We start from the raw sequence: 25718 nt of genomic DNA, 5'->3' as shown, positions 1-25718 counted from the left end.
CCTGACCGAAAGGCGGCATGGGTAGTCGCGGAGACCGGAAACGCATTGGGCCGTTTAGGTGACGGCTTCTGTTTTGGCTGGTTGCGCGGTATGCATGCCAGGTATTTACCTACTGGGAGTGGTGGGCGGAACGGTGACACGGGCGTCTAGTGGGAGGCGGCTGTCGGTGTGGGCGGGCGGCGCGAAGCGCAAAGCCCCTGACGTGCTCCTGGTCGGAGTGCTCGGGGCGCTGGACCTGCTCGCGCTGTTCCTGGTGCCCGCGCAGCCCTGGCGGCTGGCCGCGGGGGCGCTGGCGGCCTACGGGGTGACCCTGCCGCTGCTGTTGCGCAGGCGCAGGCCGGTGGTGGTCTTCCTGATCGTGGGCGCGATGGTGCTGGCCAGGGCGGCGATCGGCGCGCCGGAGGCGACCGGGGTGATCCCGCTGTTCGTCGCCGCGCACGCGCTGGGCCGCTACGGCGCCCGGCGGCACCGGCCCTGGGTGGCCTGGGTGGTGGCCGGCTGGGGCGGCGCGCACGCGGTGGTGGTCAGCCTGATGTACACCGCGCAGATCCAGCTGGCGGACTGGCTGGTGGCGGCGCTGGCGGTGGGCCTGGCCTACCTGATCGGCAGCCACCAGCACCGCTTCGCCGCGCACGTGGGCTCGCTGCGCCGCAGCGTGCACCGGCAGCGCGAGCGGCGCACCCGCGAGGTGCGCTCGGCGGTGGGCGCCGAACGCGAGCGGATCGCGCTGGACCTGCACGACGTGGTGGGCAACCACCTCAGCGCGCTGTCGGTGCAGACGCACGTCTTCGAGGAGCTGCTGGCCAGGCGGGACCCGCAGGCGGTGCTGGCGGCCAACCAGATCCGCGAGTCCAGCAGGCAGGCGATGACCGAGATGGTCCGGCTGCAGAACCTGCTGCGCGGGATCGCCGACGCGCCCGAAGGGGCCGACTGTGGGCCGGAGGGGGTGACCCGGCTGGCCTCGGCGGTGCGCAACGCGGGCAACGACGTGGAGTTCTCGGTGGCCGAGCTGCCGCGCTCGATGAGCCGCGAGGTCGGCGCGGAGGGCTTCCTGGTGCTCCAGGAGGCGCTGACCAACGTGGTCAAGCACGCCTCGCCGACCAGGGTGAGCATCGAGGTGGGCGTGGACGCCGAGGCGGACGCGCTGCGGCTGCGGGTGGTCAACGAGCCGCCGAGGGCGGCCCGGCTGCCCTCGGTGCCGGGCAGCGGGCTCGGCCTGCTCAGCATGCAGGCCAGGGTGGCCAGGCTGGGCGGTGAGCTGAGCTCGGCGGCCGCGCCGGACGGCGGTTACGTGGTGGACGCGCGGATCCCGCTGCGGAGCGCCTCGTGACCATTCGCCTGCTGCTCGTCGACGACGACGCGGTGGTCAGGGCGGGGCTGTCCACCCTGCTCTCGCTGCGCGAGGACCTGGAAGTGGTGGGCGAGGCGGCCACCGGCGGCGCGGCGCTGGCCAGGGCGGCCGAGCTGTGCCCCGACGTGGTGCTGATGGACGTGCGGATGCCCGAGCTGGACGGCATCGCGGCCACCCGGCGGCTGCTCGGCGAGTGGACCGGGCCCGCGCCCCGGCCCAGGGTGCTGATGCTGACCACCTTCGACTCCGACTTCCACGTCTACTCCGCGCTGGCCGCCGGAGCGAGCGGGTTCCTGCGCAAGGACACCTCGCCGGATGAGCTGGCGCACGCGGTCCGGGTGGTCTCCCGCGGCGATGCGATGCTCTCGCCCGCGGTGACCCTGCGCCTGATCGAGCACACCGTGCACCGGATGGTGCAACCCGATCCGGCGGTCGCCAAGGGAATTGACCTGCTTGGCGAGCGGGAGATCGATGTGGTGAAGTTGGTGGCCACCGGTTGGTCCAATGCCGCGATTGCGGAAAAGCTGGACACCACCGAGTCCTCGGTCAAGAGCCGGGTGACCAGGGTGCTGGCCAAGCTGGACCTGGACAATCGTGTTCAGCTGGCCATCTTCGCATACCGGACCGGGCTGGTCTCGATTTCCCCCGAGTAGCAACGGATTGCTTGCGACTAAAGTTGCACGCCAGAACGGGTGCGCGACTTTCGTGGCGGAAAAGGTAGACCGCGTGGGCTATTGAGAAACATTTGCGGCGGGGTAGGGTTTATTTCTGGATCGAGGGGAAAATCTAGAAATAACTGGGGAGGTGTGCCGGCATGATTGAAGTCGAATATGAGAAGTATTGTTTCGTCGACCGCTACTTCTACGACTCGCCGGCCCACCGCACCGCCGCGGTCGAGCGGTACCCGCTGGTCAGCGCGCCGCTGCCGCCGCAGTGGCGGCGCAGCAGGCGGGAGTCCTGGGTGATGCTGCACCCCAGGGGCGCGGCCACGCCCGAGCAGGGCTGGAAGATCCACGTCTCGGCCACCCCCGACGGCGCGGCCGAGGTGCTGGCGGCGGTGGCCGAGGACTGCCTGCTGCACCGGGTGCCGTTCAAGTTCCTGGACAGCAGGGCCGCGGTGCTCGCGCACAACGCCAAGTACGCCGCCCGCGGCTCCAGCGGCAAGTTCATCACGCTCTACCCGGCCGACGAGACCGAGCTGACCCGTCAGCTGCGCAGGCTCGGCCCCCGGCTGGCCGGGCGGCCCGGCCCGTACATCCTCAACGACCTGCGCTTCGGCGAGGGCCCGCTCTACGTGCGCTACGGCGCCTTCACCGAGCGGTACTGCCAGTCGGCGCGCGGCGAGTTGGTGCCCGCGCTGGCCGACCCCGAGGGCAACCTGGTGCCGGATGAGCGCGGCCCCCGGTTCAGCCCGCCGTCCTGGGTGGCCATCCCGGAGGTGCTGCGACCGCACCTGGACCGTCGCCGGGCCAGGGCCGCGCTGCCCTACCGGGTGCTGCGCCCGCTGCACTTCTCCAACGCGGGCGGGGTCTACCTGGCCGAGGAGCCGGCGACCGGGCGCACCGTGGTGCTCAAGGAGGGCCGCCCGCACGCCGGGCTGGACACCGACGGCCACGACGCGGTGCACCGGCTGGCCAACGAGCACGACATGCTCACCCTGCTGGCCGGACTGCCCGGCGTGCCCGAGGTGCTGGGCCGGTTCCGCTGCTGGGAGCACGAGTTCCTCGCGCTCAGCCACGTCGAGGGCGTGCCGCTGGCCACCGAGCTGGTCCGCCGCTACCCGCTGGCCGGGGCGGCCGCGGACGAGGCCGAGGTGGCCTCGTACACCCGGTGGGCGCTGGAGATCGTGGACAAGGTCACCGCCGCGGTGGCCGCGCTGCACGAGCGTGGCGTGGTCTTCGGCGACCTGCACCCGAACAACGTGATGGTCGGCCCGGACGGCCGGGTGACCCTGCTGGACTTCGAGCTGGCCGCACCGGTGGACGCGGCGACCCGGCCGCCGCTGGGCGCGCCCGGCTACACCGCGCCGCCCGGCGTCGGCGGCTTCGACGTGGACCACTACGCGCTGGCCGCGCTCCGGCTCGCGCTGTTCCTGCCGCTGAACTCGTTGTGCGCCTTGGCACCCGGCAAGGTCCGCTCGCTGTGCGCGGCCGTGCTGGCCCGGTTCCCGGTGCCGCCGGAGTACGTGCGGCCCATCCTCGACCGGCTCTGCGCGGGCTCGGTGCCGCCGCCGGAGGCCGCGGAGGCGGTGCCGCCGATGTTCCCGACCGGACCGGCTGACCTGGACCGGCTGCGCGAGCGGATCACCGCGGCGATCCTGGCCTCGGCCACCCCGCAGCGCAGCGACCGGCTCTTCCCGGGTGACATCGCCCAGTTCGCCGAGGACGGGCTCGGCCTGGCGCACGGCGCGGCCGGGGTGCTGCACGCCTTGCACACCAGCGGTTGCGGGCGCTTCCCCGAGTTCGAGGACTGGCTGCTGCGCGCGCTGATCCGGCGCGGCGCGGGCCGGCCCGGCCTGTTCGCCGGACGGCACGGCATCGCGCTGGTGCTGGCCGAGTTCGGGCACACCGGGACCGCGCTGGAGCTGGTAGAGCGGGCCGCCGCGAGCACCGAGGCCTGCGCGGGCGCGGACCTGTACGAAGGTCTCTCCGGCATCGGGCTGACCCTGCTGCACCTGGGCCGCACGGTCGGCCGGAGCTGGCTCACCGAATGGGGTCTGGACCTCGCCGACCGGGTGGCGGGCCGGGTGCTCGCCGGGGTGGAGGCGGTCCCGTTCGGGCTGCCGGGGCTCAGCCGCGGCGGCGCGGGCGCGGCGCTGTTCCTCAGCCACGCGCACGCCGAGGGCGGCCCGGACCGGCTGCTGGACGCGGCGGGCACCGCGCTGCACCGGGACCTCCAGCACGCCGAGCTGACCGCCGCCGGCGCGCTGCACGTGCGCGCGGGCCGCAAGCTGCTGCCCTATCTGGCCGCGGGCACCGCGGGCATCGCCATCGCCATGGCCGAGCTGTTGCGGCGGCGGCCGGACCCGGTGTTCCTCGGCGCGCTGCCCTCGGTGCGCAGGGCGCTGGAAGCCGAGTTCACCGTGCACAGCGGGCTGTTCACCGGCCGGGCCGGGCTGGTCTGCGCGCTCGCCGCGCTCCGCGGCCTGCCCGAGGTCGACTCCGATCAGCTGGACGCCGCGCTGCACCGGCACGTCAGCAGGCTGGCCTGGCACGCGGTGCCGCACGGCGGCGGCCTGGCCTTCCCCGGCGACGCGCTGCTGCGGCTGTCCCACGATCTCGCCACCGGATCGGCGGGTGTGCTGCTCGCGCTGCACACCGTGGCCACCGGGGCGTTGCCCCTGTTCGGCCGAGTGCGCGAGGGGAGGTGACAACCCGGATGGACGTTCTTGACCTGCAGGCCATCGAACCTGCCGAGGTCGACGGCTCTGCCGAGCTCGGCATGGGCCTGATCAGCACCCTGAGTCTGCTGATCTGCTGGTGATCCACCGCACACCGTGTGTGCCATCGGGGGATGCTCTCGCCGCGACCGGGAGCATCCCCCGACCTATGCCAGGGCCGATCCCGCGCCCGCATCGACATCTCGTACCCCGGCGCGTCCGCTTCGACCGCCTTGCGGGCCCGCGGGCGCAACGTGCCCGACTCTCACTTCGCTGATCCACAGCGGTGCCGCCGCTGGACTTCCAGCCTCGTCCGTGCAGTCCCCGGGCCGCCGGTCGCCCGGCCCGCGGTGTCCGCGCTTCCGTGCAGGTGGGAGGCGCCTGGTCAGCCCGGTGCGCGCCGCCGGGGGCCCGGTCCGAGGAGGCCGCGCGGGGCCGGTGGCGGGTTCACGTTCTTCCGCCCGGCAGTGGGCTATTCGCCGACACACTTTGCACAGGCTTGACGTCTTTTCCCGGAAAAGCGGGGAATTCGGTCGTCTGTTCAATAATAGACTTCGTGTCGGTCGCAAGGGCGAGGGAAAGGTTTGCCGGAGTTAACGCGATGTGTGTCAGCGGGTCGCATTGCACACTCTCCGGGACACGCGAACGGGGTTGACTGATCCGTTCAGCCGGGTGCTTAATGGGCTGTACGGCTTAGTCCCGACGTGAACCGGACTAGGTAGGACGAGCCTGCCCCGTCAACGCCGGTCTGCCGGTCCGGGCGGCCCAGCGGGCCGGACGTCCGGTGATCGGGGCAGATCAGGACGGGTATGGCGGTTCTCCGCAGACGCGGGTGGCGGACTGCCTCCATCGAGCGGTACCTCAGGCGCCGATCGAGTGCGGACGGTCGCGGGGCCCTCGCGCCGGTACTTGCTTCAGGAAGTTTTATCCAGCCGGAAGAACGTCAGAAAGTTCTCATTGTCGAAACGCGACGGTCCCCCGGTAATTTGAGTGGGTGTTCCGACCAATGCTGGAATTGATGGCTCGGAACCGTGACCGGTGGCGGGTCACGAGGAACTGGGGTTGCTGACCCGGGTGGGAACCCACCGTCAGCGGGCCGACACACAACGTGATCAAAAGTAACGCATTGACACTCCGGTAGGCAATCGCGCGTGTCCGTACTCCGGGTACGGACGCGGCCACGCCGGGGTAAACCGGGCGAGGGGTGGGAGACCAGCGGTGGAACCTGTGGCAGCCAGGTTGGTGACAGCGAACTCCGTGCGATCGGCGGCAGAGGTCGAGCAGGACGCGCTGCGGGTGGCCGCGGCGCTGCGCGCACGAGGGCTGTGTCCAGGCAGCCGGGTGATCCTCAAGGCGGACAACTCGGCCGGGTACGTCACCGTGCTCCTGGCCCTGGTGCACCTGGACACCTCGATCGTGCTGGTGGACCACCGGCAGACGCCGGAGGAGACCGCGCGCATCACCGCCTTCGCCAGGGCGGGCTGGGCGCTGGTGCGCCCTGAGGTCAGCAAGGACCTGACGGTGCTGGACCCCGACCACGTGATCAGCCTGGACGGGTTGCTGGAAGAGGCGCAGTCGATCCCCGCGCTCGGCGGCTCACTGTCCTTTGTGGACTGGTTCACCCGGCCGGACGCGCTGATCGCCTGGTCCTCGGGCACCACCGGCGAGCCCAAGGGCATCGTCCGCTCCGGTCGTTCGTTCCTGGGCAACATCGAGCGCACCCAGCAGCGGATGAACTACACCGAGGCCGACGTCCTCATGCCGCTGCTGCCCTTCTCCCACCAGTACGGGCTCTCGCTCGTGCTGCTGTGGTGGGTGGCCCGCTGCTCGCTGATCGTGGCGCCGTACGCCCGCCTGGACCACGCGGTCGACATGGCGGGGCGCTACCGGGCGACCGTGGTGGACGCGACCCCCGCGACCTACCACACCATGTTGAAGCTGGTGGAGCGCAGGCCGGAGTCGGCGGCGAGCCTGCGGGACGTGCGGATGTGGTGCGTGGGCGGCGCGCCGCTGGACCGCGCGCTGGCGGAGAAGTTCATCGCGGCCACCGGCCAGCCCCTGCTGGACGGCTACGGCAGCACCGAGGTCGGCAACATCGCGCTGGCCGCCCCCGGCAACGCGGTCGGCTGCGGCCAGCCGCTGGACGGGGTGGTGGTGCGGATCCTGGACGAGGACGGCAACGCGGTCCCACCGGGCGAGATCGGCGAGATCCTGGTCAGCTCGCCGGGCCAGCTCACCGGCTACCTGGCCGCGGACGGCTCGGTCACCGAGCACACCGAGGACGTCTACCGCACCAACGACATCGGCTACACCGACGCCGAGGGCAACCTCTACGTGGTGGGGCGCAAGTACGCGGTGCACCGGATGGGCCACACGCTCTACCCGGAAGCCTTGGCGCGCAAGGCCGAGGAGGCCGGCGCGCCGGTCAAGGTGGTCGCGCTGGACGACGAGCGCCGGGGCAGCCAGCTGGTGTTCGTGGTGGCCGACCCGGAACTGCGCGAGGCCCGCTACTGGCGGGAGAAGATCTGCGCGCTGCTGCCCTCCTACGAGCAGCCCAACCAGGTGCTGGTGGTCACCGAGTTCCCGTTGAACAACAACGGAAAGCCCGACCTGACCCGGCTCACCGACCTGGCCGCGGTGCCGCACCCGCAGCGGCTGGCCGCCCTGCGCGCGGTGGCCGAGTTCATCCGCAGCGACCCGCAGCCGCTGATCGACGTGCTGACCGAGATCTCCAACCACAAGGCCGTGCTCGACGAGGTCGAGGCCGGGCTGAGCGCGCTGGAGGGCGCGCTGTCGGAGGTCTCGGCCTACCGCCCCGGCCGGGTGCCGAAGATGGCGGTCTTCATGTCCTCCAACGTGTTGTTCTACTCCTACGTGCTCTACACGCTGATCCCGTCGCTGTACACCGACGAGATCATCTTCCGGCCGTCCAGCCAGGTCACCGGCACCACCAAGCGGCTGCACGAGCTGCTCGCGCCGGTGCACAAGCTGGACAACATCGAGCTGACCACGTTGAGCCAGCGGCAGTTCGTCGAGGTGCCGGTGGCCGAGGCGGACGTGCTGGTGTTCACCGGCGCGTACCAGAACGCCGAGCTGGTCCGCGCCGAGCTGCGCGATGACCAGATGCTGCTGTTCTTCGGCCAGGGCGTGAACCCGTTCATCGTGACCGAGGGCGCGGACATCGACCTCGCGGTCACCGACGCGGTGCGCATCCGGATGCTCAACTCCGGCCAGGACTGCTTCGCCCCCGACGTGTTCCTGGTGCACGCCAACGAGGCCGACGCCTTCGTGGACCAGCTCACCAAGCGGGTCTCCGAGCTGCGCTACGGCAGCTACACCGACCCCGGCGCGGACTACGGCCCGCTGTACTACGAGACCGCGATCGAGGCGGCCGCGGACTACCTGCGGCTCAACCGCGAGCACATCGTGGCCGGCGGGCGGCTGGACTTCCGCTCCCGGCACCTGGAGCCCGCGGTCCTGGTGCGGCCCTACAACAAGAAGATGCCGATCGAGGAGACCTTCGCCCCGATCTTCAACGTGGTGATCTACCAGAACACCCAGCAGCTGCGCGCCTTCGCCAACCACCCCACGGTCAACGAGCGGGCGATGGGGGCGATGGTCTACGGCGACGCGCCCGACGTGGTCGCGGCACTGGGCAAGCGGCACATCGTGTCGGTGAACCTGACCGTGCTGGACACCGACGACGGCAACAAGCCGTTCGGCGGGTACGGCGTGGCCGCGAACTACGTGGCGTACCAGGGGCAGCGGGTGGCCGAGCCGCTGCTGATCTCCAAGGCCGTCGCCGAGCACCTGCCGGCAGCCCGCAAGAACCGGATGGCCAACGCCTGACCGGCGGACACACGAGGTGGAGAAGAGCTGATGTCGGTAGAGGAGTTCAGGAAGCGGCGGCCCAGGGTCGTCGTCACCGGCTGGGGAGCCATCAGCCCGGTCGGCCTGACCGCGGAGGACACCTGGGCCGCGTTCATGGCCGGGCGCAGCGGGATCGCCCGGATCACCACCTTCGACGCCGAACCCTTCCCGACCCAGATCGCCGGTGAGGTCAAGGGTTTCGTCGCCGAGGACCACATGCCACGCAAGCTCAGCAGGCGGATGGACCTGTTCGCCCAGTACGGGGTGGCCGCCTCGATCCAGGCGGTGGAGTCGGCCAAGCTGACCATCGACAGCGAGCTGGCGCCGCGCACCGGCGTGCTGCTGGGCACCGGCTACGGCGCGATGAAGTACATGCAGGACTCGGTGAAGCTGTTGCAGGAGAAGGGCGGCCGCGCGGTCGGCGCCTACCAGGCGATCACCGGCGCGCACGACTCGCCCACCGGTGAGGTCAGCCTGATGTTCGGCGCGGCGGGCCCGACGCTGGCGATCAGCGCGGCCTGCGCCACCGGCACCGACGCCATCGGCACCGCGACCAGGTGGATCCAGTACGGCGAGGCCGACGTGGTCATCGCCGGTGGCACCGAGATGAGCGTCACCCCGCTGGACATCGCCTCCAGCTCCAACGCCAGGGCGCTGTCCCGGCGCAACGACGACCCGGAGCGGGCCAGCAGGCCCTTCGACGCCGAGCGGGACGGCTTCATCATGGCCGCCGGCGCCGGGGTGGTCGTGCTGGAGTCGCTGGACCACGCGCTGCGCCGGGGCGCGCCGATCCTGGCCGAGGTGGTCGGTTACGCGGCGACCTCCGACGCGCACCACTGGACCGCCCCGCACCCGGAGGCGGCGGGCGCGGTGCGCGCGATGAGCCGGGCGCTGGCCGACGCGGGCATCGCGCCGGAGCAGATCGACTACATCAACGCGCACGGCACCAGCACCGAGCTCAACGACAAGACCGAGACCTTCGCCATCCGGCAGGTCCTCGGCGAGCACGCCACCAAGATCCCGGTCAGCTCCACCAAGTCGATGACCGGGCACATGATCGGCGCGGCGGGCGCGGTCGAGCTGATCGCCTGCGGGTTCGCCATGCGCACCGGGATCGTGCCGCCCACGATGAACCTGCACCAGCCGTTGGACGCGGAGATGAACTTCGTGGCCAACGCGCCGCAGGAGCACGAGGTGCGGTACGCGATGAGCAACTCCTTCGGCTTCGGCGGGCACAACGCGGTGCTGGTCGCCAAGCGCTGGGACGGCTGATCGCCTCAGGAAAGCCGGAAACGGCGCGTCCCCGGGCCTGCGGGGGACGCGCCGTTCCCGTTTCAGCAGGGGAGCGGGCTAGGTGGAGCTGATCAGGTCCCTGGTCTCGGCGCAGCCGCCGTCGGGGTCCACGGTCTGCAGCTGGCGCAGGGTGCGCACGAGCAGCAGCAGGCAGGGCACGCCGATGGCCACCGCCAGCCCGGAGGGCAGCTCGACCCCGTCCAGCGCGACCCCGGCGGCCACCACCGCGATGAGGTAGGGCCAGCGCAGGCCGTGCCGCTGCCAGGACGCCCGCCAGGCGATGTTGCGGCTGGTGAGCACGCCCATCGCGGCGCCGACGCCGAACATGGCGCTGAACAGCTCGGTGGGGGAGCCGACCGCGAGCAGGCCCAGACCGCCGATGCCGATCATCGACCCGATGACCAGCAGCGGGATGCCCAGCCAGGTCCGCATGGGAAGCCGCCAGCTCGCTGCACACAGCACGTGGTCAGTGTGCTGCTCGCAGTCACCGATAACAGCAGTCTGCGCTGGCAATGCGCCCGATGGTCCGGCCATTGCGCCCGGAGGTCGGTTTCTGGAGGTGAGCGGTCCCACGGCGAGAGCACCCCCGAAGACCTGGCATACTCACAGGTCGGAATAAGGCTCCGGTTCACCCCGTTGTACGGCTGGTGGGGACCCGGCGGCCCCTGAGAAAGGACACAACAGGTGAAGAGCGGTATCCACCCAGACTACGTGGTCACCCAGGTGAACTGCGGCTGTGGCAACACCTTCGAGACCCACAGCACCAAGAAGACCGGCCAGATCACGGTCGAGGTCTGCTCGAACTGCCACCCGTTCTACACGGGCAAGCAGAAGATCCTCGACACCGGCGGCCGGGTGGCGCGCTTCGAGGCCCGCTACGGCAAGCGCAACAAGTAGCCGACTTCACGGCGCCCATCCCATCGGGGTGGGCGCCGTTGTCGTGTCGGCTACCGCCAACGGAAGGACCGCCGTGGACACCGCCTCCCTGGACACCCTGCTCACCGAGTACACCGAGCTGGAGGGTCGGCTGGCCGATCCCGCGGTGCACGCCGACCAGGCCGTGGCGCGCAAGCTGGGCCGTCGCTACGCCGAGCTGACCCCGGTGGTGCGCACCCTGCGCGAGCTGGACCAGGCCCGCTCCGACCGGGAGGCCGCGCTGGAGCTGGCCGGCGAGGACGAGGCCTTCGCCGCCGAGGCCGCCACGCTGGCCGAGACCATCCCGGCGCTGGAGCGCAAGCTCACCGAGCTGCTGCTGCCGCGCGACCCGCACGACTCCGCCGACGTGGTCATGGAGATCAAGTCCGGCGAGGGTGGCGAGGAGTCCGCCCTGTTCGCCGGCGACCTGCTGCGGATGTACCTGCGCTACGCCGAGCGGCAGGGCTGGAAGACCGAGGTGCTCGACTCGGTGGAGTCCGACCTGGGCGGGTTCAAGGACGTCACCATGGTGGTCAAGAGCAAGGGCGGGGCCGAGCTGGACGGCGTGTGGGCCCGGCTGAAGTACGAGGCCGGCGTGCACCGGGTGCAGCGGGTGCCGGTGACCGAGTCCCAGGGCCGCGTGCACACCTCCGCGGCCGGGGTGCTGGTCTACCCCGAGCAGGAGGACGTCGAGGTCGAGATCGACGAGAAGGACCTGCGGGTGGACGTCTTCCGCTCCTCCGGCCACGGCGGCCAGAGCGTGAACACCACCGACTCCGCGGTGCGCATCACCCACCTGCCCACCGGCATCGTGGTCTCCTGCCAGAACGAGCGCAGCCAGCTGCAGAACAAGGCCCGCGCGATGACCGTGCTGCAGGCCAGGCTGGTCGCCCTCGCCGAGGAGGAGGCCGCCCGCAAGGCCTCCGCGGACCGGCGCAGCCAGGTCCGCACGGTGGACCGCTCCGAGCGGGTGCGCACCTACAACTACCCGGAGAACCGGATCTCCGACCACCGGGTCAACTACAAGGCCTACAACCTGGACCAGGTGCTCGACGGCGAGCTGGACGGGGTGCTGGACGCGCTCACCTCCGCGGACAAGGCCGAGCGCCTCGCCGCGGCCGGAGCCACTGCCTGAGGCCTCCAGCGCACCGCGCGGCCGAACTACGCACGTTCGATGGCCCCTCCCCGGAACGAATGAACTTGCCGCCGAAGCCAGTGAGCGGCTCCCCGGAGAGCTGACTGCCGACCGGCGCAACGCGTCGATCAATCGAGTGATACCCGGTAGCCAGTAACCTCGCGCGTTGTGAACCGACAGCCGTTGCGCCTCGCGGTCATGGACGCCGAGCGGATCCTGACCCAGGCCGGGGTGGCCAGCCCGAGGGTGGACGCCGAACTGCTCGCCGCGCACGTGCTCGGCGTGGACCGGATGAAGCTCGGCCTGATCCCGCTGGTCGACCCGCCGGTGATCGAGGCCTTCCACCGGCTGGTCCGCAGGCGCGCGCAGCGGGTGCCGCTGCAGCACCTGACCGGCCGGGCCTGGCTGGGCTCGCTGGAGCTGGCCGTCGGCCCCGGCGTGTTCACGCCGCGGCCGGAGACCGAGTTGCTGCTGGAGTGGGGCCTGCGCGCGCTGACCGGGGTGAGCAGGCCGGTTGTGGTGGACCTGTGCACCGGCTCCGGCGCGCTGGCCCTGGCGGTGGCGCACGAGCGGCCGGACGCGACGGTGCACGCGGTCGAGCGCGACCCGGCCGCGCTGACCTGGGCCCGGCGCAACGCCGACGCCCAGGCCGACCGGGGCGACACCAGGGTGCGGCTGCACGCGGGCGATGTGGCCGATCCCGGCCTGCTGGCCGAGCTGGACGGCACCGTCCACCTGGTGCTGTGCAACCCGCCGTACGTGCCGGAGGGCACCCCGGTGCCGCCGGAGGTGGCCGAGCACGACCCGCACGCGGCGGTCTTCGCCGAGGACGAGGGGCTGGCGGTGATCCGGCACGTGGTGCGCTGCGCGGCCCGGCTGCTGCGGCCCGGTGGCGGGCTCGCGGTGGAGCACGACGACACCCACGGCGAGGCCGCGGTGGCGCTGCTGTCCACGCGCAGGGTGCTGGCCGAGGTCACCGGGCACCTGGACCTGGCCGGCCGTCCGAGGTTCGTCACTGCCCGACGCACCCAATAAGGGCAGAAGTAGACCATTCGGGGGTGTTGCATGCGGGCAAGTGGACGTGATTAACGCCACTAAGTGTCCGATTTTTGCAACCCGGTAGCCCGTTCCGGCAACTTGCTCACGAACGCGCCAACTTCGGGAGCAAGCACGCATGAGGTCACTAGCCCACTCCGAGTACCTGGCCATGCGCCGTTTCGACGGCCTGGACGGGCTCCGCGCCATCGCCGCGCTGATGGTCGTCTTCTTCCACTACGGCGGTCCGGACCGGTTGCAGGGCTGGATCGGGGTGCAGGTGTTCTTCGTGCTCTCCGGCTACCTGATCACCACCTTGATGCTGCGTGAGGAGAGCCGCACCGGCAAGGTCGCGCTCAAGGCGTTCTACCTGCGCCGGGCCTTCCGCATCCTGCCGGTGTACTTCCTGGTCCTGGCGGTCACCGCGATCTGCGCCCTGGCCACGGGCACCTACGCCAGCTCCAACCTCGGCCCCGAGATGCCGCTGTACCTGACCTTCTTCAACGAGTTCGCCGGCGGCACCCCGTACGGCCACTCCTGGTCGCTGGGCATCGAGCAGAAGTTCTACCTGCTGTGGCCGCTGCTGGCCTTCGCCTTCGGCGCGTTCAGCCTGCGCAAGCGACTGGGCATCACCGGCCTGCTGATCGCGCTCGCGGTGGTGGCCACCCCGTTCACCATCGCCCCGCTGGCCTCCGGCTGGCCCGCGCACTACGTCTCGATCCTGCTGGGCTGCGTGGTGGCGCTGCTGATGCACCACAAGAGCGGCTACCGGTTCCTGCAGCCGCTGACCCACCCGGCGGCCGCCATCGGCATGGCCATCGCGGTCGTCGTGCTGCACAGCTTCCTCAAGCCGCTCGGCGACGCGCTCAACGGCCAGGCCGGCATCCCCGGCTTCGTCTGGGTGCTCTCCTTCTACCCGCTGGCCATCGCCCTGCTGCTGCCCGCGGTGGTCGCGCCGGGTCCAGTGCAGAAGCTGCTGTCCTGCCGCCCGATGGCCTACATCGGCGAGCGCTCGTACTCGCTGTACCTGGTGCAGTCCCTCGCGGCCAGCATCGTCGTCAGCCTCGGGTTCGGCCTGGAGGGCAGCTGGCTGGCCACCGCGGTGACCGTGGTCGCGCTGGCGCTGGCCGCGGTGCTCTACCGCACGGTCGAGGTGCCGATGATCAACCTGGGCCGGCGGGTGATCGCGGGCAAGCCGAAGGCCGAACCGGAGGAGCAGCGTCCGGCGCTGACCCCGGTCTCGTAGGCTGCACGGTGTGAGCACCGTCTACGACTGTGGCCAAGCGGAGTCCCGCGAGGCCGGGCTGGCCGCCGCGGCCGGCGCGTTGCGCGCCGGCCAGCTCGTGGTCCTGCCGACCGACACCCTCTACGGCATCGGCTGCGACGCCTTCGACGCCAATGCCGTGCAGTCGCTGCTGGACGCCAAGGGCCGGGGCCGGGACATGCCGGTCCCGGTGCTGGTCGGCAGCTGGACCACCATCGACGGCCTGGTGCTCTCCGTGCCGCACCAGGCGCGGTCGCTGATCGAGGCGTTCTGGCCGGGCGGGCTGTCCATCGTGCTGCCGCACGCCTCCTCGCTGGCCTGGGACCTCGGCGACACCAGGGGCACGGTGATGCTGCGGATGCCGCTGCACCCGGTGGCCATCGAGCTGCTGCGCGAGGTCGGCCCGATGGCGGTCTCCAGCGCCAACCGGTCGGGGCAACTGCCCGCCACCACCGTCACCGAGGCCAGGGACCAGCTGGGCGAGCTGGTGCCGATCTACCTCGACGGCGGCCCGTGCGAGCACGCGGTGGCCTCCACCATCGTCGACCTCACCGGCTCGGACCCGGTGGTGCTGCGCGAGGGCGCGGTCAAGCTCGCCGAGATCAGCCAGGTGCTGGGCTTCGACGTCCAGCTGGCCCAGTGATCATCGACCTGAGCCACCGGATCACCGACGGCCTGCGCACCTACCCCGGCATGGCCGCGCCGCGGATCAGCACCGAGGTCAGCTACGCCGAGACCGCCGCCCGGATGGCCCCCGGCGTCAGCTTCCGCATCGACCGGCTCGAGCTGGTCGGCAACACCGGCACCTACCTGGACACCCCGGCGCACTTCCACCCGGACGGCTACGACCTGGCCGGCCTGCCGCTGACCAGGGTGGTCGACGTGCCGGCGGTGGTGCTGGACGCCACCGGCGGCATCGGCCCGGACCTGCTCCGCGACGCGGGCGACCTCTCCGACTGCGCGGTGCTGATCCACACCGGCTGGTCCCGGCACTGGGGCAGCGAGGACTACTTCGTCGGCCACCCGTTCCTGACCGCCGACCTGGTGGCCGGCCTGATCGCCGCCGACCCGGCCCTGGTCGGCATCGACTCGCTCAACATCGACGACAACACCGACCCGGCCCGCCCGGCCCACCACGGCCTGCTGGGCGCGGGCATCCCGATCATCGAGCACCTCACCGGCCTGGCCGCCCTCCCGCCCCGCGGCGCCCGGTTCACCGCCCTGCCCGCCCCGGTGGCCGGGATGGCCACCCTGCCGGTGCGCGCGGTAGCGGTGATCCCGGACTAGCCGGTAGCCCGCGAAGTTCCGAACAGCTCGTCCAGCGTCACCGGCTGGAGCCCGCGCTGCTCGATCAGCGCCTGGATCCGGCCGAACTCGTGCACCGCGGTCGGGTAGTTGGCGTGCGCCAGGATGACCGAGCCGGGCTTGAGCCACTTCTCGACCTCGCCGTAGAGCACCTCGGGCGCGAGCTTGCCGGAGTCGCCGAAGGACCCGTTCCACAGCACCATCCGGGTGTACCCGTGCTTGGCCGCGACCCGGTCCACCCTGGCGTCCCGGTTGCCGAAGGGCGGCCGCAGCCAGGGCCGCGCGGTCACCCCGAAGGTCTTCTCGATCCAGGCCTCGTTGCGCTCGATCTCCCGGCCGATCTCCTCGTCGGAGAGCTTGAGCAGGTTGGGATGGCTGTAGGTGTGGTTGCACAGCTGCACGGTGCCTGCCTGCTCCAGCTTGCGGATGCGGTCGGCGAACGGCTCCCAGTTGGCGTGGTACTGCCCGTTGGGACAGAAGGTCAGGTGCAGCCCCCGCTCCGCCAGCGCCACGTACCCGGCGACGCACTCCTTGCAGGTCCCATCGTCGATGGTGAGCGCGAACCGGTTCCCGGCGTCGGCGGGACCCTTGCGGACCAGCTGGGGCTCGCCGGGGCGGGGCGGCGGGATGGGCGGCAGCGGGCGAGCGGCCGGGTCGGGTGCGCCGGAGGTCGGGGAGCTCGCGGACGGGGGCGGCTGCTCCACCTGGTCGGGGGTGCCGCAGGCGACCAGGGCGGCCGCGGCGATACCCAGGGCGAGCAGAGTTCTCCATCGTGCGTCCCTCACATGGGTTGAGACGCGCGTGCGGGTGATCGGTTGTGAGGCGGCAGGGCGTGTTCCCCGCCACGCGGACTGCCGCTTGCCCCGCGCGCCGCTGTCACCCCCGCCACCCGCCGCCGGGCACCGCTGGCCGCTCCGCCCCGGCCGCCCGTGCAACCGGACGCGCCCCTCCCGCGTCCCCTGTTCAGGTGCCGACCGGCCCTGCCCCTACGCTTGCCCTAGCTCCGGCCGTCGCATCTCGGGCGGGTAACGTTGGAGCGCAGCCAGCCACCCCGCACGCCACCGTCGCTCGGCTGGGAAGATCATCTCCCCGAAGGTCGTCCCCACCGCGCTCCCGATCCGCGAGGTTTGTCTCCGAAGTGGGCCCGATGCCTGCCATCGCAGCCGGACTCCCCGTCCGGGAGTACCTGCTCGTCTGCCTGGTCACCGCCGCGGTGACCTTCCTGCTCACCGGGCTCGTCCGGCTGCTGGCCCGCAAGGTCGGCGCGGTGGCCTACCCGAGGCAACGCGACGTGCACGCCAAACCCATGCCCAGGATGGGCGGGGTGGCCATGTACGGCGGGGTGCTGGCCGGGATGCTGCTCGCGCTGCACCTGCCCGCGCTGCGCCGGGCCTTCGACTACTCCTCCGACATCGTCGCGGTGGTGGTGGCCGGTGGGGTGATCGTGCTGGTCGGCGCGCTGGATGACCGGTTCGAGCTGGACTCGCTGACCAAGCTGGCCGGACAGATCACCGCTTCCGGGCTGCTGGTGCTCTTCGGCGTCTCCTGGTTCTACTTCTGGGTGCCGTGGGAGGCCAACGGCGGCGGGGTGCTCTCGCTGGGGCCGGACCAGGGCGCGCTGCTGACCGTGTTCCTGTCCGTGACGATGATCAACGCGATGAACTTCGTGGACGGGCTGGACGGCCTGGCCGCCGGCATCGGCATGATCGCGGCCGCGGCCACCTGCGCCTTCTCCATCGGGTTGCTGGTCGAGCGCAACGGGGACGTGCAGGTCTACTCACCGGCGCTGATCGGCGCGGTGCTGGCCGGGGCCTGCCTCGGCTTCCTGCCGCACAACTTCAACCCGTCCCGGATCTTCATGGGCGACTCCGGGTCGATGCTGATCGGCCTGATGCTGGCCGCGGCCAGCACCACCGCCTCCGGCAAGATGGACTACAGCGCCTACAAGGCCTCCGACCTGATCGCGATGCTGTCCCCGCTGGTCGTGGTGGCCGCGGTGCTGTTCGTGCCGCTGCTGGACCTGGTGATGGCGGTGATCCGCCGGACGCGGGCCGGGCGCAGCCCGTTCTCGGCGGACAAGATGCACCTGCACCACCGGCTGCTGGAGATCGGCCACTCGCACCGGCGGGCGGTGCTGTTGATCTACTTGTGGGCCGCCGTGCTGGCCTTCGGCGCGGTCTCGCTGAGCCTGTTCGACATCTCCACGGTGGTCTGGGGCGTGAGCATCGGACTGCTGCTCGCCCTGCTCGCCTCCGCGGTGCCGAGGCTGCGGGACGCCCGTCGCGCGCGGTGATCATCGGCTGGTCACATTCATTCGGAAGAGTGGTGAGTCTGGCCGTGGAAATCACTGTCCGACATCGTGATTTCCGCTTTTCCCGCGCTGGGGACGGGGCTTGAGGCCGCCATTGCGCGGTGCGGTATGGCGGCCGGGACGCCGCGGCGGCGGGCTCGCGGGCGCGGCCGGGCGTGCCCCTGCGCGAGCGCGCACACGAGCCGGACCTGTGCCGGGGGCGGCGGTCCCGGTTCGCGGCGGCCGGCGGTCCGGCCGGGAATTCACTGATGAATTCCTTTGGGTGATTTTTTTCGGCAGCCTGGGAAATGCGCGGCGGTATTGCGCGCCGCGGTCTGGCGCGGGCAAATGTCCGGTACGTCGGGAATGCCGGCGAATTCGACCGGGATGGCTCCGGGCGGGATCGGGCAAGATCGTCTAGATACGCCTGTTCCGGCGTCAGGTCAACCCCCCTGTTAGGGCGGCTTAACGTGGCTGACACACTGGTGCCCGTGAGCGAAGAGGTCCAGGTCAACTGGGTGGAACCGAAGACGAGGCCGACGATCCTGGTCGTCGGGGCGCTCGCCGTCGCGGTCGCCGTGGTGGGCTGGTTCGCCGCCGGACCGCTGGCGGCGCTGTCCCCGGTGGTCGGCGCGCTGATCACGGTCCTGTTCTTCTTCTCCGGGGCCTGGGTGGTCTCCCGGGTCGCCCGGCACATGCCCGAGATGGTCCTCGCGGTCGGTCTCGGCTCCTACATCTTCCGGCTGCTCGCGGTGCTCGGCACGCTGTTCCTGCTGCGTGCGGCCGGTCTGCCGCCCATGTGGATCGGCGCGGGCGTGGTCGCCGCCGTGCTCGGCTGGTGCGTCTCGATGACGATCACCGTGGTGCGGATGCGACCGGGGCTCGGCGGCGTGCGACCTGGCTCCGGTAAGTAATGAACAACACCGAAAACCCCCGTCCGGGCGGCCCGCAATCGCCTGATATGGTGCCTTCGACCGATGAGGATAGATCCCCAGCCGGTCACGCGGGAGTCGGCCAAGCATGGTCCGTGATCTCCGTCCTGTTCGCCGGTCTCATCTTCTGGGGCGGCGTCGGATGGGCATTCGACCAGCTGTTCGGCACCAGGTTCCTGACTCCGGTCGGTGTCCTCCTGGGCTTCGCCGGGTCGATCTACCTGATCATGATGAAGTACGGCCGCCAGGGCGACCTTCCCGGTTCCCCCAAGGCTGACGTGCCGCCTAGTAGGACTGACGACACGGAGGACAAAGGGTGAGCCAGATGTTGCTGGCCGCGACCGGCGAGGGCGACAAGTACAAGCCGCCGACCGTCGAACACGCCTTCTTCTTCGACAAGATCGGCGATGGCTCGTGGATCGCGTCGGTCAAGGCGATGACGCTGCTCGGCCTGGGCGTGGTGCTGATCATTGCGTTCATGATCTGGACCTCGCGCAACGCCAAGGTCGTGCCGAGCAAGCTGCAGTTCCTGGGTGAGAGCCTCTACGGCTTCGTGCGCAACTCCATCGCCGTGGAGATGATGGGCAAGCGGGACGGGCTGCGCTGGGCGCCGTTCCTGGCCTCCCTGTTCATCTTCATCCTGGTGCTCAACCTCTTCGGCATCGTGCCGCTGGCCCAGTTCCCGGTGACCAGCCACTTCGCCATCCCGGTCGTGCTGGCCGGCATCGTCTACGTCATCTACAACGTGGTCGGTATCCGCAAGCACGGCTTCGTCGGCTACTTCAAGCTGATGACCATCCCGCCGGGCGTCCCGGTCGCGGTGCTGCCGCTGGTGATGACGATCGAGTTCGCGTCCAACTTCCTGATCCGCCCGTTCACCCTGGCGGTCCGGCTCTTCGCGAACACCTTCGCCGGTCACCTGATCCTGACGATCTTCGGTACCGCGACGCTCTACATGATCGACCAGGCCAGCCTGGTCACTCTGGTGGCGCCGCTGTCCGCGGGCATGTTGATCATCATGACCTTCTTCGAGCTGATGGTGGCGGGTCTCCAGGCCTACGTCTTCACGGTCCTGGCCGCCTTCTACATCCAGAGTGCTCTCGCCGACGAGCACTGAGTCGCCCAGCAAGATCTTCCGCACTCGGTGCGGCAAGTAAAGAACCGAAAGGACACCGATCCAGATGATGGACGTCGTTGCCAACCTCGCCGCGATCGAGGGCAACCTCAACACCATCGGTTACGGCCTTGGCGCCATCGGCCCCGGCATCGGCGTGGGCCTCGTGTTCGCGGCCTACCTGCAGGCCAACGCCCGCCAGCCCGAGGTCGCCGGCCTGAACCGGACCTGGCTGATCCTGGGTATGGCCCTCGTCGAGGCGCTGGCCCTGCTCGGCTTCGTGCTCGCGTTCGTGCAGGACACCTCCGTCTGACCAACGCCCAGCTGATCCGTAGGAGTCGTGATGACTGAGGTTTCGGCAGCCACCGTGCTGGCCGCCGGGGGTGAGCTGAGCCCGCTCGGCTTGCCCATCGGCGAGATCATCCTCGGCCTGATCGCCTTCGGCGTCGTCCTCTTCGTGCTGAACAAGTACGTCTTCCCGCAGTTCGAGAAGGCGTACGCGGCTCGCACCGAGGCGATCGAGGGCGGTATCGCCAGGGCCGAGCAGGCCCAGGCGAAGGCAGAGGAAGCGCTGCAGCAGTACCGGGCGCAGCTGGCCGACGCCCGCGCGGAAGCGGCCCGGATCCGGGACGACGCGCGTGCCGAAGGGCAGCAGATCGTCGCCGAGATGCGGGAGCAGGCTCAGGCCGAGTCCGCGCGCATCGTGGCTCAGGGCCAGGCCGCGCTCGCCGCGCAGCGGGCGCAGATCGTCGCGGAGCTCCGCGGTGACCTGGGCCGGATCGCGGTCGACCTGGCCGGTCGCGTGGTGGGCGAGTCCCTTGAGGACGAGTCCCGCCGCCGCGGCACCGTCGACCGCTTCCTCGACGAGCTGGACGCCACCTCGGCGCCGGCCGGGAAGTGAGCGGGACGATGACTGCGACGCAGCACGCCGCGAGCCGAGAGGCCTTCGCCGCCGCCGCCGCGCGGCTGTCCCAGGTCACCTCCGACGCCAGCGGCGACACGCTGGGCACGCTCGCCGACGAGCTGTTCGCCGTCGTCAGCCTGCTCGGCAGGGAGCCCGGGCTGCGCCGGACGGTGGCCGACCCGGCGACCGACCCGGCCGCACGGGACCAGCTCGTCCGAGGGCTGCTCGGCGGCAAGGTGACCAAGGAGACGCTGAGCGTGCTCTCCGCGGTGGTCACCGCGCGCTGGTCCAGCCCGCGCGAGCTGGTGGACGGGGTCGAGACGCTCGGCCGGACCGCCCTGCTCACGCAGGCGGAGCGGGCCGGGCGGCTGGACGCGGTGGAGGACGAGCTGTTCCGCCTCGGCCGCATCGTGGCCGCGGACGGTCAGCTCGACTGGCTGCTCTCCGAGGCCACCGGCGACCCCGAGGGCAAGCGCGCGCTGCTGCGCGGGCTGCTCGGCGGCAAGGTCGAGAAGGCCACCCTCGCACTGGCGGAGCAGCTGGTCACCAGCCTCCGCGGGCGCAACGCGGTGGACGGTCTCGAGGAACTGGCCGATGCGGCCGCCAAGCGCCGGGAGCGTTCGGTGGCGCACGTCCGCACCGCGTTCGAGCTGACCGAGGCGCAGCAGGAGCGGCTCACCGCCACCCTGACGCGGATCTACTCGCGGCCGATCGCGTTGCACGTCGAGCTGGACCCATCGCTGGCCGGTGGCCTGGTGATCAAGGTCGGTGACGAGGTCATCGACGGAAGCGCGGCAGGCCGCCTGGAGGCGCTGCGCCGAACCCTGGCCGGCTGACGCCAGGGCAGGGGGATCCGGGACCCGGGTCCCCCACGACGAAGCACCCCCCTTCTTGAAGAACGAAGCGAGAGCAGGAACGACAATGGCGGAGCTGACGATCTCGTCGGACGAGATCCGCAGTGCGATCGAGAACTACGTCTCCAGCTACTCCCCGGAGGTCAGCCGGGAAGAGGTCGGGGTCGTCGCCACCACCGGTGACGGCATCGCCACTGTCGAGGGCCTGCCCTCGGCGATGACCAACGAGCTGCTGGAGTTCTCCGGTGGCGTGCTTGGTGTCGCGCTGAACATGGAGGTCCGCGAGATCGGCGTGGCGATCCTCGGCAACTACGAGGGTCTGGAAGAGGGCCAGGAGGTCAAGCGGACCGGCCAGGTGCTCTCCGTGCCGGTCGGCGACGGCTTCCTCGGCCGCGTGGTGAACCCGCTGGGCGACCCCATCGACGGTCTCGGCGAGATCGTCGCGGAGGAGCGCCGCGCGCTGGAGCTGCAGGCGGCCACCGTGGTGCAGCGGCAGTCGGTGAAGGAGCCGCTGCAGACCGGCATCAAGGCCATCGACGCGCAGACCCCGATCGGCCGCGGCCAGCGCCAGCTGATCATCGGTGACCGCAAGACCGGCAAGACCGCGGTCTGCGTCGACACCATCCTGAACCAGAAGGCCAACTGGGAGACCGGCGACCCGAAGCAGCAGGTGCGCTGCATCTACGTCGCGATCGGCCAGAAGGGCTCCACCATCGCCGCGGTGAAGAAGGCGCTGGAGGACCGCGGTGCGATGGAGTACACCACCATCGTCGCGGCCCCCGCCTCCGACGCGGCAGGCTTCAAGTGGCTGGCCCCGTACACCGGCTCGGCCATCGGTCAGCACTGGATGTACCAGGGCAAGCACGTCCTGATCGTCTTCGACGACCTGACCAAGCAGGCCGAGGCCTACCGCTCGATCTCGCTGCTGCTGCGCCGTCCGCCGGGCCGCGAGGCCTACCCGGGTGACGTCTTCTACCTGCACTCCCGGCTGCTGGAGCGCTGCGCGAAGCTCTCCGACGAGCTGGGCGCGGGCTCGATGACCGGTCTGCCGATCATCGAGACCAAGGCCAACGACGTCTCGGCCTACATCCCGACCAACGTCATCTCGATCACCGACGGCCAGTGCTTCCTCGAGTCGGACCTGTTCAACCAGGGTGTCCGGCCCGCGGTGAACACCGGTATCTCGGTCTCCCGAGTCGGTGGTTCGGCGCAGATCAAGGCCATGCGCAAGGTCGCCGGTTCGCTCCGCCTCGAGCTGTCCCAGTACCGCGAGCTGGAGGCCTTCGCGGCCTTCTCCTCCGACCTGGACCCGGTCTCCAAGGCCCAGCTGGAGCGCGGCGCCCGCCTGACCGAGCTGCTCAAGCAGTCCCAGTACAGCCCGTTCCCGGTCGAGGAGCAGGTCGTCTCGATCTTCACCGGCTCCAAGGGCTTCCTGGACTCGGTGCCGGTCGCCGACGTCCGTCGCTTCGAGACCGAGCTGCTCGACTCGCTGCGCCGCAACCACAAGGGCATCCTGGACGAGATCCGGGAGAGCCGGGACTTCTCCTCGGACAACGAGGAGCGCCTGTCGGCCGCGATCGAGAAGTTCAAGCAGGGCTTCACCACCTCCGACGGCAGCCGCGTGGTGAACGAGGCCGCCGCGGAAGCGCTGGCCGCTGACAAGGTCGGCGCGGAGTCCGTCAAGGTCAACCGCCCCGACCCGGCGAAGAAGTGAGCTGACCCATGGCAGCTGAACTTCGCGTCCTCAAGCAGAGGATCAGGGCGACCCAGTCGACCAAGAAGATCACGCGCGCGATGGAGCTGATCGCCACCTCCCGCATCGGCAAGGCGAAGGCGAAGGTGGCGGAGTCCCGCCCCTACGCCGAGGAGATCACCAACGTGCTCTCCGCGCTGGCCGACGCGACCACCCTTGACCACCCGTTGCTGGTGGAGCGCAAGCAGCCCAAGCGGGCCGCGGTGCTCGTGGTGACGAGCGACAAGGGTATGTGCGGCGGCTTCAACTCCGCGGTCATCAAGGCCGCGGAGGAGCTCCAGGCCCTGCTGCGCAAGCAGGGCAAGGAGCCGGTGCTCTACGTGATCGGCCGCAAGGGCCAGGGCTTCTACAAGTTCCGCCAGCGCGAGGTGGCGGGCTCGTGGGTCGGCTTCACCGAGTCGCCGAACTACCGCAACGCGGTCGAGGTCGGCGACGAGCTGGTGCCGCTGTTCATGGCAGGCGCGGACGACACCGCCGACGGCCCTGGGCCGGACGGCGTGCGCGGTTTCGACGAGCTGCACGTGGTCTACACCGAGTTCAAGTCGATGCTCTCCCAGGTGCCGACGGTCAAGCGGGTGGCCCCCCTTGAGGTCGAGTTCTCGGAGAAGAGCGAGACCCCGAGCGCGGTGTACGACTTCGAGCCGGACGCCGAGACCCTGCTCGACGCACTCCTGCCGAAGTACATCAAGACCCGGCTGTTCTCGGCCCTGCTGGAGTCCGCGGCATCCGAGTCGGCGGCCCGCCAGCGGGCCATGAAGGCGGCAACGGACAACGCCACGGAGCTGATCCGTGTGCTCACCCGTGAGGCCAACCAGGCCCGCCAGGCCCAGATCACCCAGGAGATCAGCGAGATCGTCGGTGGCGCCAACGCGCTGGCTGCCGCGGGAAGTGATGAGTGAGATGACTACTGCAACTACCTCCGGCCGCGTGGTCCGGGTGACCGGCCCGGTCGTGGACGTGGAGTTCCCCCGCGACTCGGTGCCCGAGCTCTACAGCGCGCTGAACGTGGACATCACCCACGAGGCGATGGCCAAGATGCTGACCCTCGAGGTCGCCCAGCACCTCGGCGACAACCTGGTCCGCACCATCTCGATGCAGCCGCCGGACGGCCTGGTCCGCGGTGCCGAGGTGCGCGACACCGGCAAGCCGATCTCGGTGCCCGTCGGTGACGCGGTCAAGGGCCACGTGTTCAACGCCCTCGGCGAGTGCCTGGACAAGCCGGGCTACGCCAAGGACGCCGAGCACTGGGGCATCCACCGCCAGCCGCCGGCCTTCGACCAGCTCGAGCCCCGCACCGAGGTGCTGGAGACCGGTCTGAAGGTCGTCGACCTGCTCACCCCGTACGTCAAGGGCGGCAAGATCGGCCTGTTCGGCGGCGCGGGCGTGGGCAAGACGGTGCTCATCCAGGAGATGATCACCCGTATCGCCCGGAACTTCGGTGGCACCTCGGTGTTCGCCGGCGTCGGCGAGCGCACCCGTGAGGGCAACGACCTCATCGCCGAGCTCACCGAGTCCAAGGTGCTCAAGGACACCGCGCTCGTCTTCGGTCAGATGGACGAGCCGCCGGGCACCCGTCTCCGGGTCGCGCTGTCCGCGCTGACCATGGCGGAGTACTTCCGCGACGTCCAGAACCAGGACGTGCTGCTGTTCATCGACAACATCTTCCGGTTCACCCAGGCCGGTTCCGAGGTCTCCACGCTGCTGGGCCGCATGCCCTCCGCGGTGGGTTACCAGCCGAACCTGGCCGATGAGATGGGCCAGCTGCAGGAGCGGATCACCTCGACCCGCGGTCGCTCGATCACCTCGATGCAGGCGATCTACGTGCCCGCGGACGACTACACCGACCCCGCGCCGGCCACCACCTTCGCCCACCTGGACGCCACCACCGAGCTCTCTCGTGCGGTGTTCTCCAAGGGCATCTTCCCGGCGGTGGACCCGCTGGCCTCCAGCTCGACGATCCTGCACCCCTCGGTCGTCGGCGAGGAGCACTACCGGGTCGCGCAGGAGATCATCCGGATCCTGCAGAAGTACAAGGACCTGCAGGACATCATCGCCATCCTCGGCATGGACGAGCTGTCCGAAGAGGACAAGGTGACGGTGAACCGGGCCCGCCGGATCGAGCGGTTCCTGTCGCAGAACATGTACGCGGCCGAGCAGTTCACCGGCCAGGCCGGTTCCACCGTGCCGGTCAAGGAGACCGTCGAGGCCTTCGACCGCCTCGCCAAGGGCGACTTCGACCACATGCCGGAGCAGGCCTTCTACATGTGCGGTGGCCTTGAGGACCTGGAGGCGAACTACCAGAAGCTCACCAAGAAGAGCTGACC

The 25718-nt window shown here is 70.5% G+C and carries 24 protein-coding genes; 22 read left to right on the top strand and 2 right to left on the bottom strand.

The annotated features are described in order from the left end of the window. Positions 1–202: 202 nt before the first annotated feature. The 6 genes from M8C13_RS30040 to fabF all read left to right on the top strand — a co-directional run bounded on the left by M8C13_RS30040 (position 203) and on the right by fabF (position 9872). Entirely contained in the window at positions 203–1330 is a 1128-nt protein-coding gene (locus M8C13_RS30040) for a sensor histidine kinase (protein ID WP_252484099.1), read from the top strand. After that, on the top strand, positions 1327–2004 hold the full coding sequence (locus tag M8C13_RS30035) for a response regulator transcription factor (protein WP_252484098.1): 678 nt from the start codon (positions 1327–1329) through the stop codon (positions 2002–2004). The genes M8C13_RS30040 and M8C13_RS30035 overlap by 4 nt, the downstream gene beginning before the upstream one ends. A gap of 161 nt (positions 2005–2165) precedes the next feature. Beyond that, entirely contained in the window at positions 2166–4721 is a 2556-nt protein-coding gene (gene lanKC, locus M8C13_RS30030; protein WP_252484097.1) for a class III lanthionine synthetase LanKC, read from the top strand. Positions 4722–4729: 8 nt separating this feature from the next. After that, the gene (locus M8C13_RS30025) at positions 4730–4834 is read left to right on the top strand and encodes a SapB/AmfS family lanthipeptide (RefSeq protein WP_252484096.1); all 105 of its coding nucleotides are present in this window, start codon (positions 4730–4732) and stop codon (positions 4832–4834) included. Between the two features lie 1153 nt (positions 4835–5987). Continuing rightward, positions 5988–8579, top strand: a complete 2592-nt coding sequence (locus M8C13_RS30020) for an aldehyde dehydrogenase family protein (protein ID WP_252484095.1) — start codon at positions 5988–5990, stop codon at positions 8577–8579. Between the two features lie 30 nt (positions 8580–8609). Continuing rightward, entirely contained in the window at positions 8610–9872 is a 1263-nt protein-coding gene (fabF, locus tag M8C13_RS30015; protein ID WP_252484094.1) for a beta-ketoacyl-ACP synthase II, read from the top strand. 78 nt (positions 9873–9950) lie between these two features. Here fabF and M8C13_RS30010 read toward each other — a convergent pair whose 3' ends face one another. Then, positions 9951–10325, bottom strand: coding sequence for a hypothetical protein (locus tag M8C13_RS30010; protein ID WP_252484093.1), 375 nt, complete (start codon positions 10323–10325; stop codon positions 9951–9953). A 252-nt stretch (positions 10326–10577) separates the two neighbouring features. Here M8C13_RS30010 and rpmE point away from each other — a divergent pair, with 252 nt between their 5' ends. From rpmE to M8C13_RS29980, 6 genes are all read left to right on the top strand, one after another. Continuing rightward, positions 10578–10790, top strand: coding sequence for a 50S ribosomal protein L31 (gene rpmE, locus M8C13_RS30005; protein ID WP_252484092.1), 213 nt, complete (start codon positions 10578–10580; stop codon positions 10788–10790). A gap of 73 nt (positions 10791–10863) precedes the next feature. After that, the gene (gene prfA, locus M8C13_RS30000) at positions 10864–11943 is read left to right on the top strand and encodes a peptide chain release factor 1 (RefSeq protein WP_252484091.1); all 1080 of its coding nucleotides are present in this window, start codon (positions 10864–10866) and stop codon (positions 11941–11943) included. A gap of 168 nt (positions 11944–12111) precedes the next feature. Further along, the gene (gene prmC, locus M8C13_RS29995) at positions 12112–12978 is read left to right on the top strand and encodes a peptide chain release factor N(5)-glutamine methyltransferase (protein WP_252484090.1); all 867 of its coding nucleotides are present in this window, start codon (positions 12112–12114) and stop codon (positions 12976–12978) included. 139 nt (positions 12979–13117) lie between these two features. Beyond that, positions 13118–14224: an acyltransferase gene (locus tag M8C13_RS29990; protein WP_252484089.1), complete on the top strand. Its 1107-nt coding sequence runs from the start codon at positions 13118–13120 to the stop codon at positions 14222–14224. A 10-nt stretch (positions 14225–14234) separates the two neighbouring features. Then, entirely contained in the window at positions 14235–14885 is a 651-nt protein-coding gene (locus M8C13_RS29985) for an L-threonylcarbamoyladenylate synthase (protein ID WP_252484088.1), read from the top strand. Continuing rightward, complete coding sequence (locus M8C13_RS29980) at positions 14882–15529, top strand: cyclase family protein (protein ID WP_252484087.1); 648 nt, start codon at positions 14882–14884, stop codon at positions 15527–15529. The genes M8C13_RS29985 and M8C13_RS29980 overlap by 4 nt, the downstream gene beginning before the upstream one ends. Here M8C13_RS29980 and M8C13_RS29975 read toward each other — a convergent pair. Beyond that, positions 15526–16332: a polysaccharide deacetylase family protein gene (locus M8C13_RS29975; protein WP_252484086.1), complete on the bottom strand. Its 807-nt coding sequence runs from the start codon at positions 16330–16332 to the stop codon at positions 15526–15528. The two genes, M8C13_RS29980 and M8C13_RS29975, sit on opposite strands and share 4 nt — an antisense overlap. A 362-nt stretch (positions 16333–16694) precedes the next feature. Here M8C13_RS29975 and M8C13_RS29970 point away from each other — a divergent pair, with 362 nt between their 5' ends. From M8C13_RS29970 to atpD, 10 genes are all read left to right on the top strand, one after another. Beyond that, complete coding sequence (locus tag M8C13_RS29970; RefSeq protein WP_252484085.1) at positions 16695–17840, top strand: glycosyltransferase family 4 protein; 1146 nt, start codon at positions 16695–16697, stop codon at positions 17838–17840. A gap of 488 nt (positions 17841–18328) precedes the next feature. Continuing rightward, the gene (locus M8C13_RS29965; RefSeq protein WP_252484084.1) at positions 18329–18751 is read left to right on the top strand and encodes a hypothetical protein; all 423 of its coding nucleotides are present in this window, start codon (positions 18329–18331) and stop codon (positions 18749–18751) included. A 113-nt stretch (positions 18752–18864) separates the two neighbouring features. Continuing rightward, positions 18865–19089 (top strand): hypothetical protein, encoded by a 225-nt coding sequence (locus M8C13_RS29960; RefSeq protein ID WP_247765558.1) that lies wholly within the window; start codon positions 18865–18867, stop codon positions 19087–19089. A gap of 5 nt (positions 19090–19094) precedes the next feature. Further along, positions 19095–19886: a F0F1 ATP synthase subunit A gene (gene atpB / locus M8C13_RS29955; RefSeq protein WP_252484147.1), complete on the top strand. Its 792-nt coding sequence runs from the start codon at positions 19095–19097 to the stop codon at positions 19884–19886. A 64-nt stretch (positions 19887–19950) separates the two neighbouring features. After that, positions 19951–20196 (top strand): ATP synthase F0 subunit C, encoded by a 246-nt coding sequence (gene atpE / locus M8C13_RS29950; RefSeq protein WP_252484083.1) that lies wholly within the window; start codon positions 19951–19953, stop codon positions 20194–20196. Positions 20197–20226: 30 nt separating this feature from the next. Next, complete coding sequence (locus M8C13_RS29945) at positions 20227–20784, top strand: F0F1 ATP synthase subunit B (protein WP_252484082.1); 558 nt, start codon at positions 20227–20229, stop codon at positions 20782–20784. A gap of 8 nt (positions 20785–20792) precedes the next feature. Continuing rightward, complete coding sequence (locus tag M8C13_RS29940) at positions 20793–21623, top strand: F0F1 ATP synthase subunit delta (protein WP_252484081.1); 831 nt, start codon at positions 20793–20795, stop codon at positions 21621–21623. Between the two features lie 85 nt (positions 21624–21708). After that, the gene (gene atpA, locus M8C13_RS29935) at positions 21709–23355 is read left to right on the top strand and encodes a F0F1 ATP synthase subunit alpha (protein ID WP_252484080.1); all 1647 of its coding nucleotides are present in this window, start codon (positions 21709–21711) and stop codon (positions 23353–23355) included. A gap of 8 nt (positions 23356–23363) precedes the next feature. Then, a complete protein-coding gene (locus tag M8C13_RS29930; protein WP_252484079.1) occupies positions 23364–24293 on the top strand; it encodes a F0F1 ATP synthase subunit gamma in 930 nt (309 codons plus the stop codon). Between the two features lies 1 nt (position 24294). After that, complete coding sequence (gene atpD, locus M8C13_RS29925) at positions 24295–25716, top strand: F0F1 ATP synthase subunit beta (RefSeq protein WP_252484078.1); 1422 nt, start codon at positions 24295–24297, stop codon at positions 25714–25716. Positions 25717–25718 lie beyond the last annotated feature (2 nt).

The organism is Crossiella sp. SN42 (genome assembly GCF_023897065.1).
Taxonomy (GTDB): domain Bacteria; phylum Actinomycetota; class Actinomycetes; order Mycobacteriales; family Pseudonocardiaceae; genus Crossiella.
This window is presented reverse-complemented; position numbering and strand designations above follow the sequence as displayed.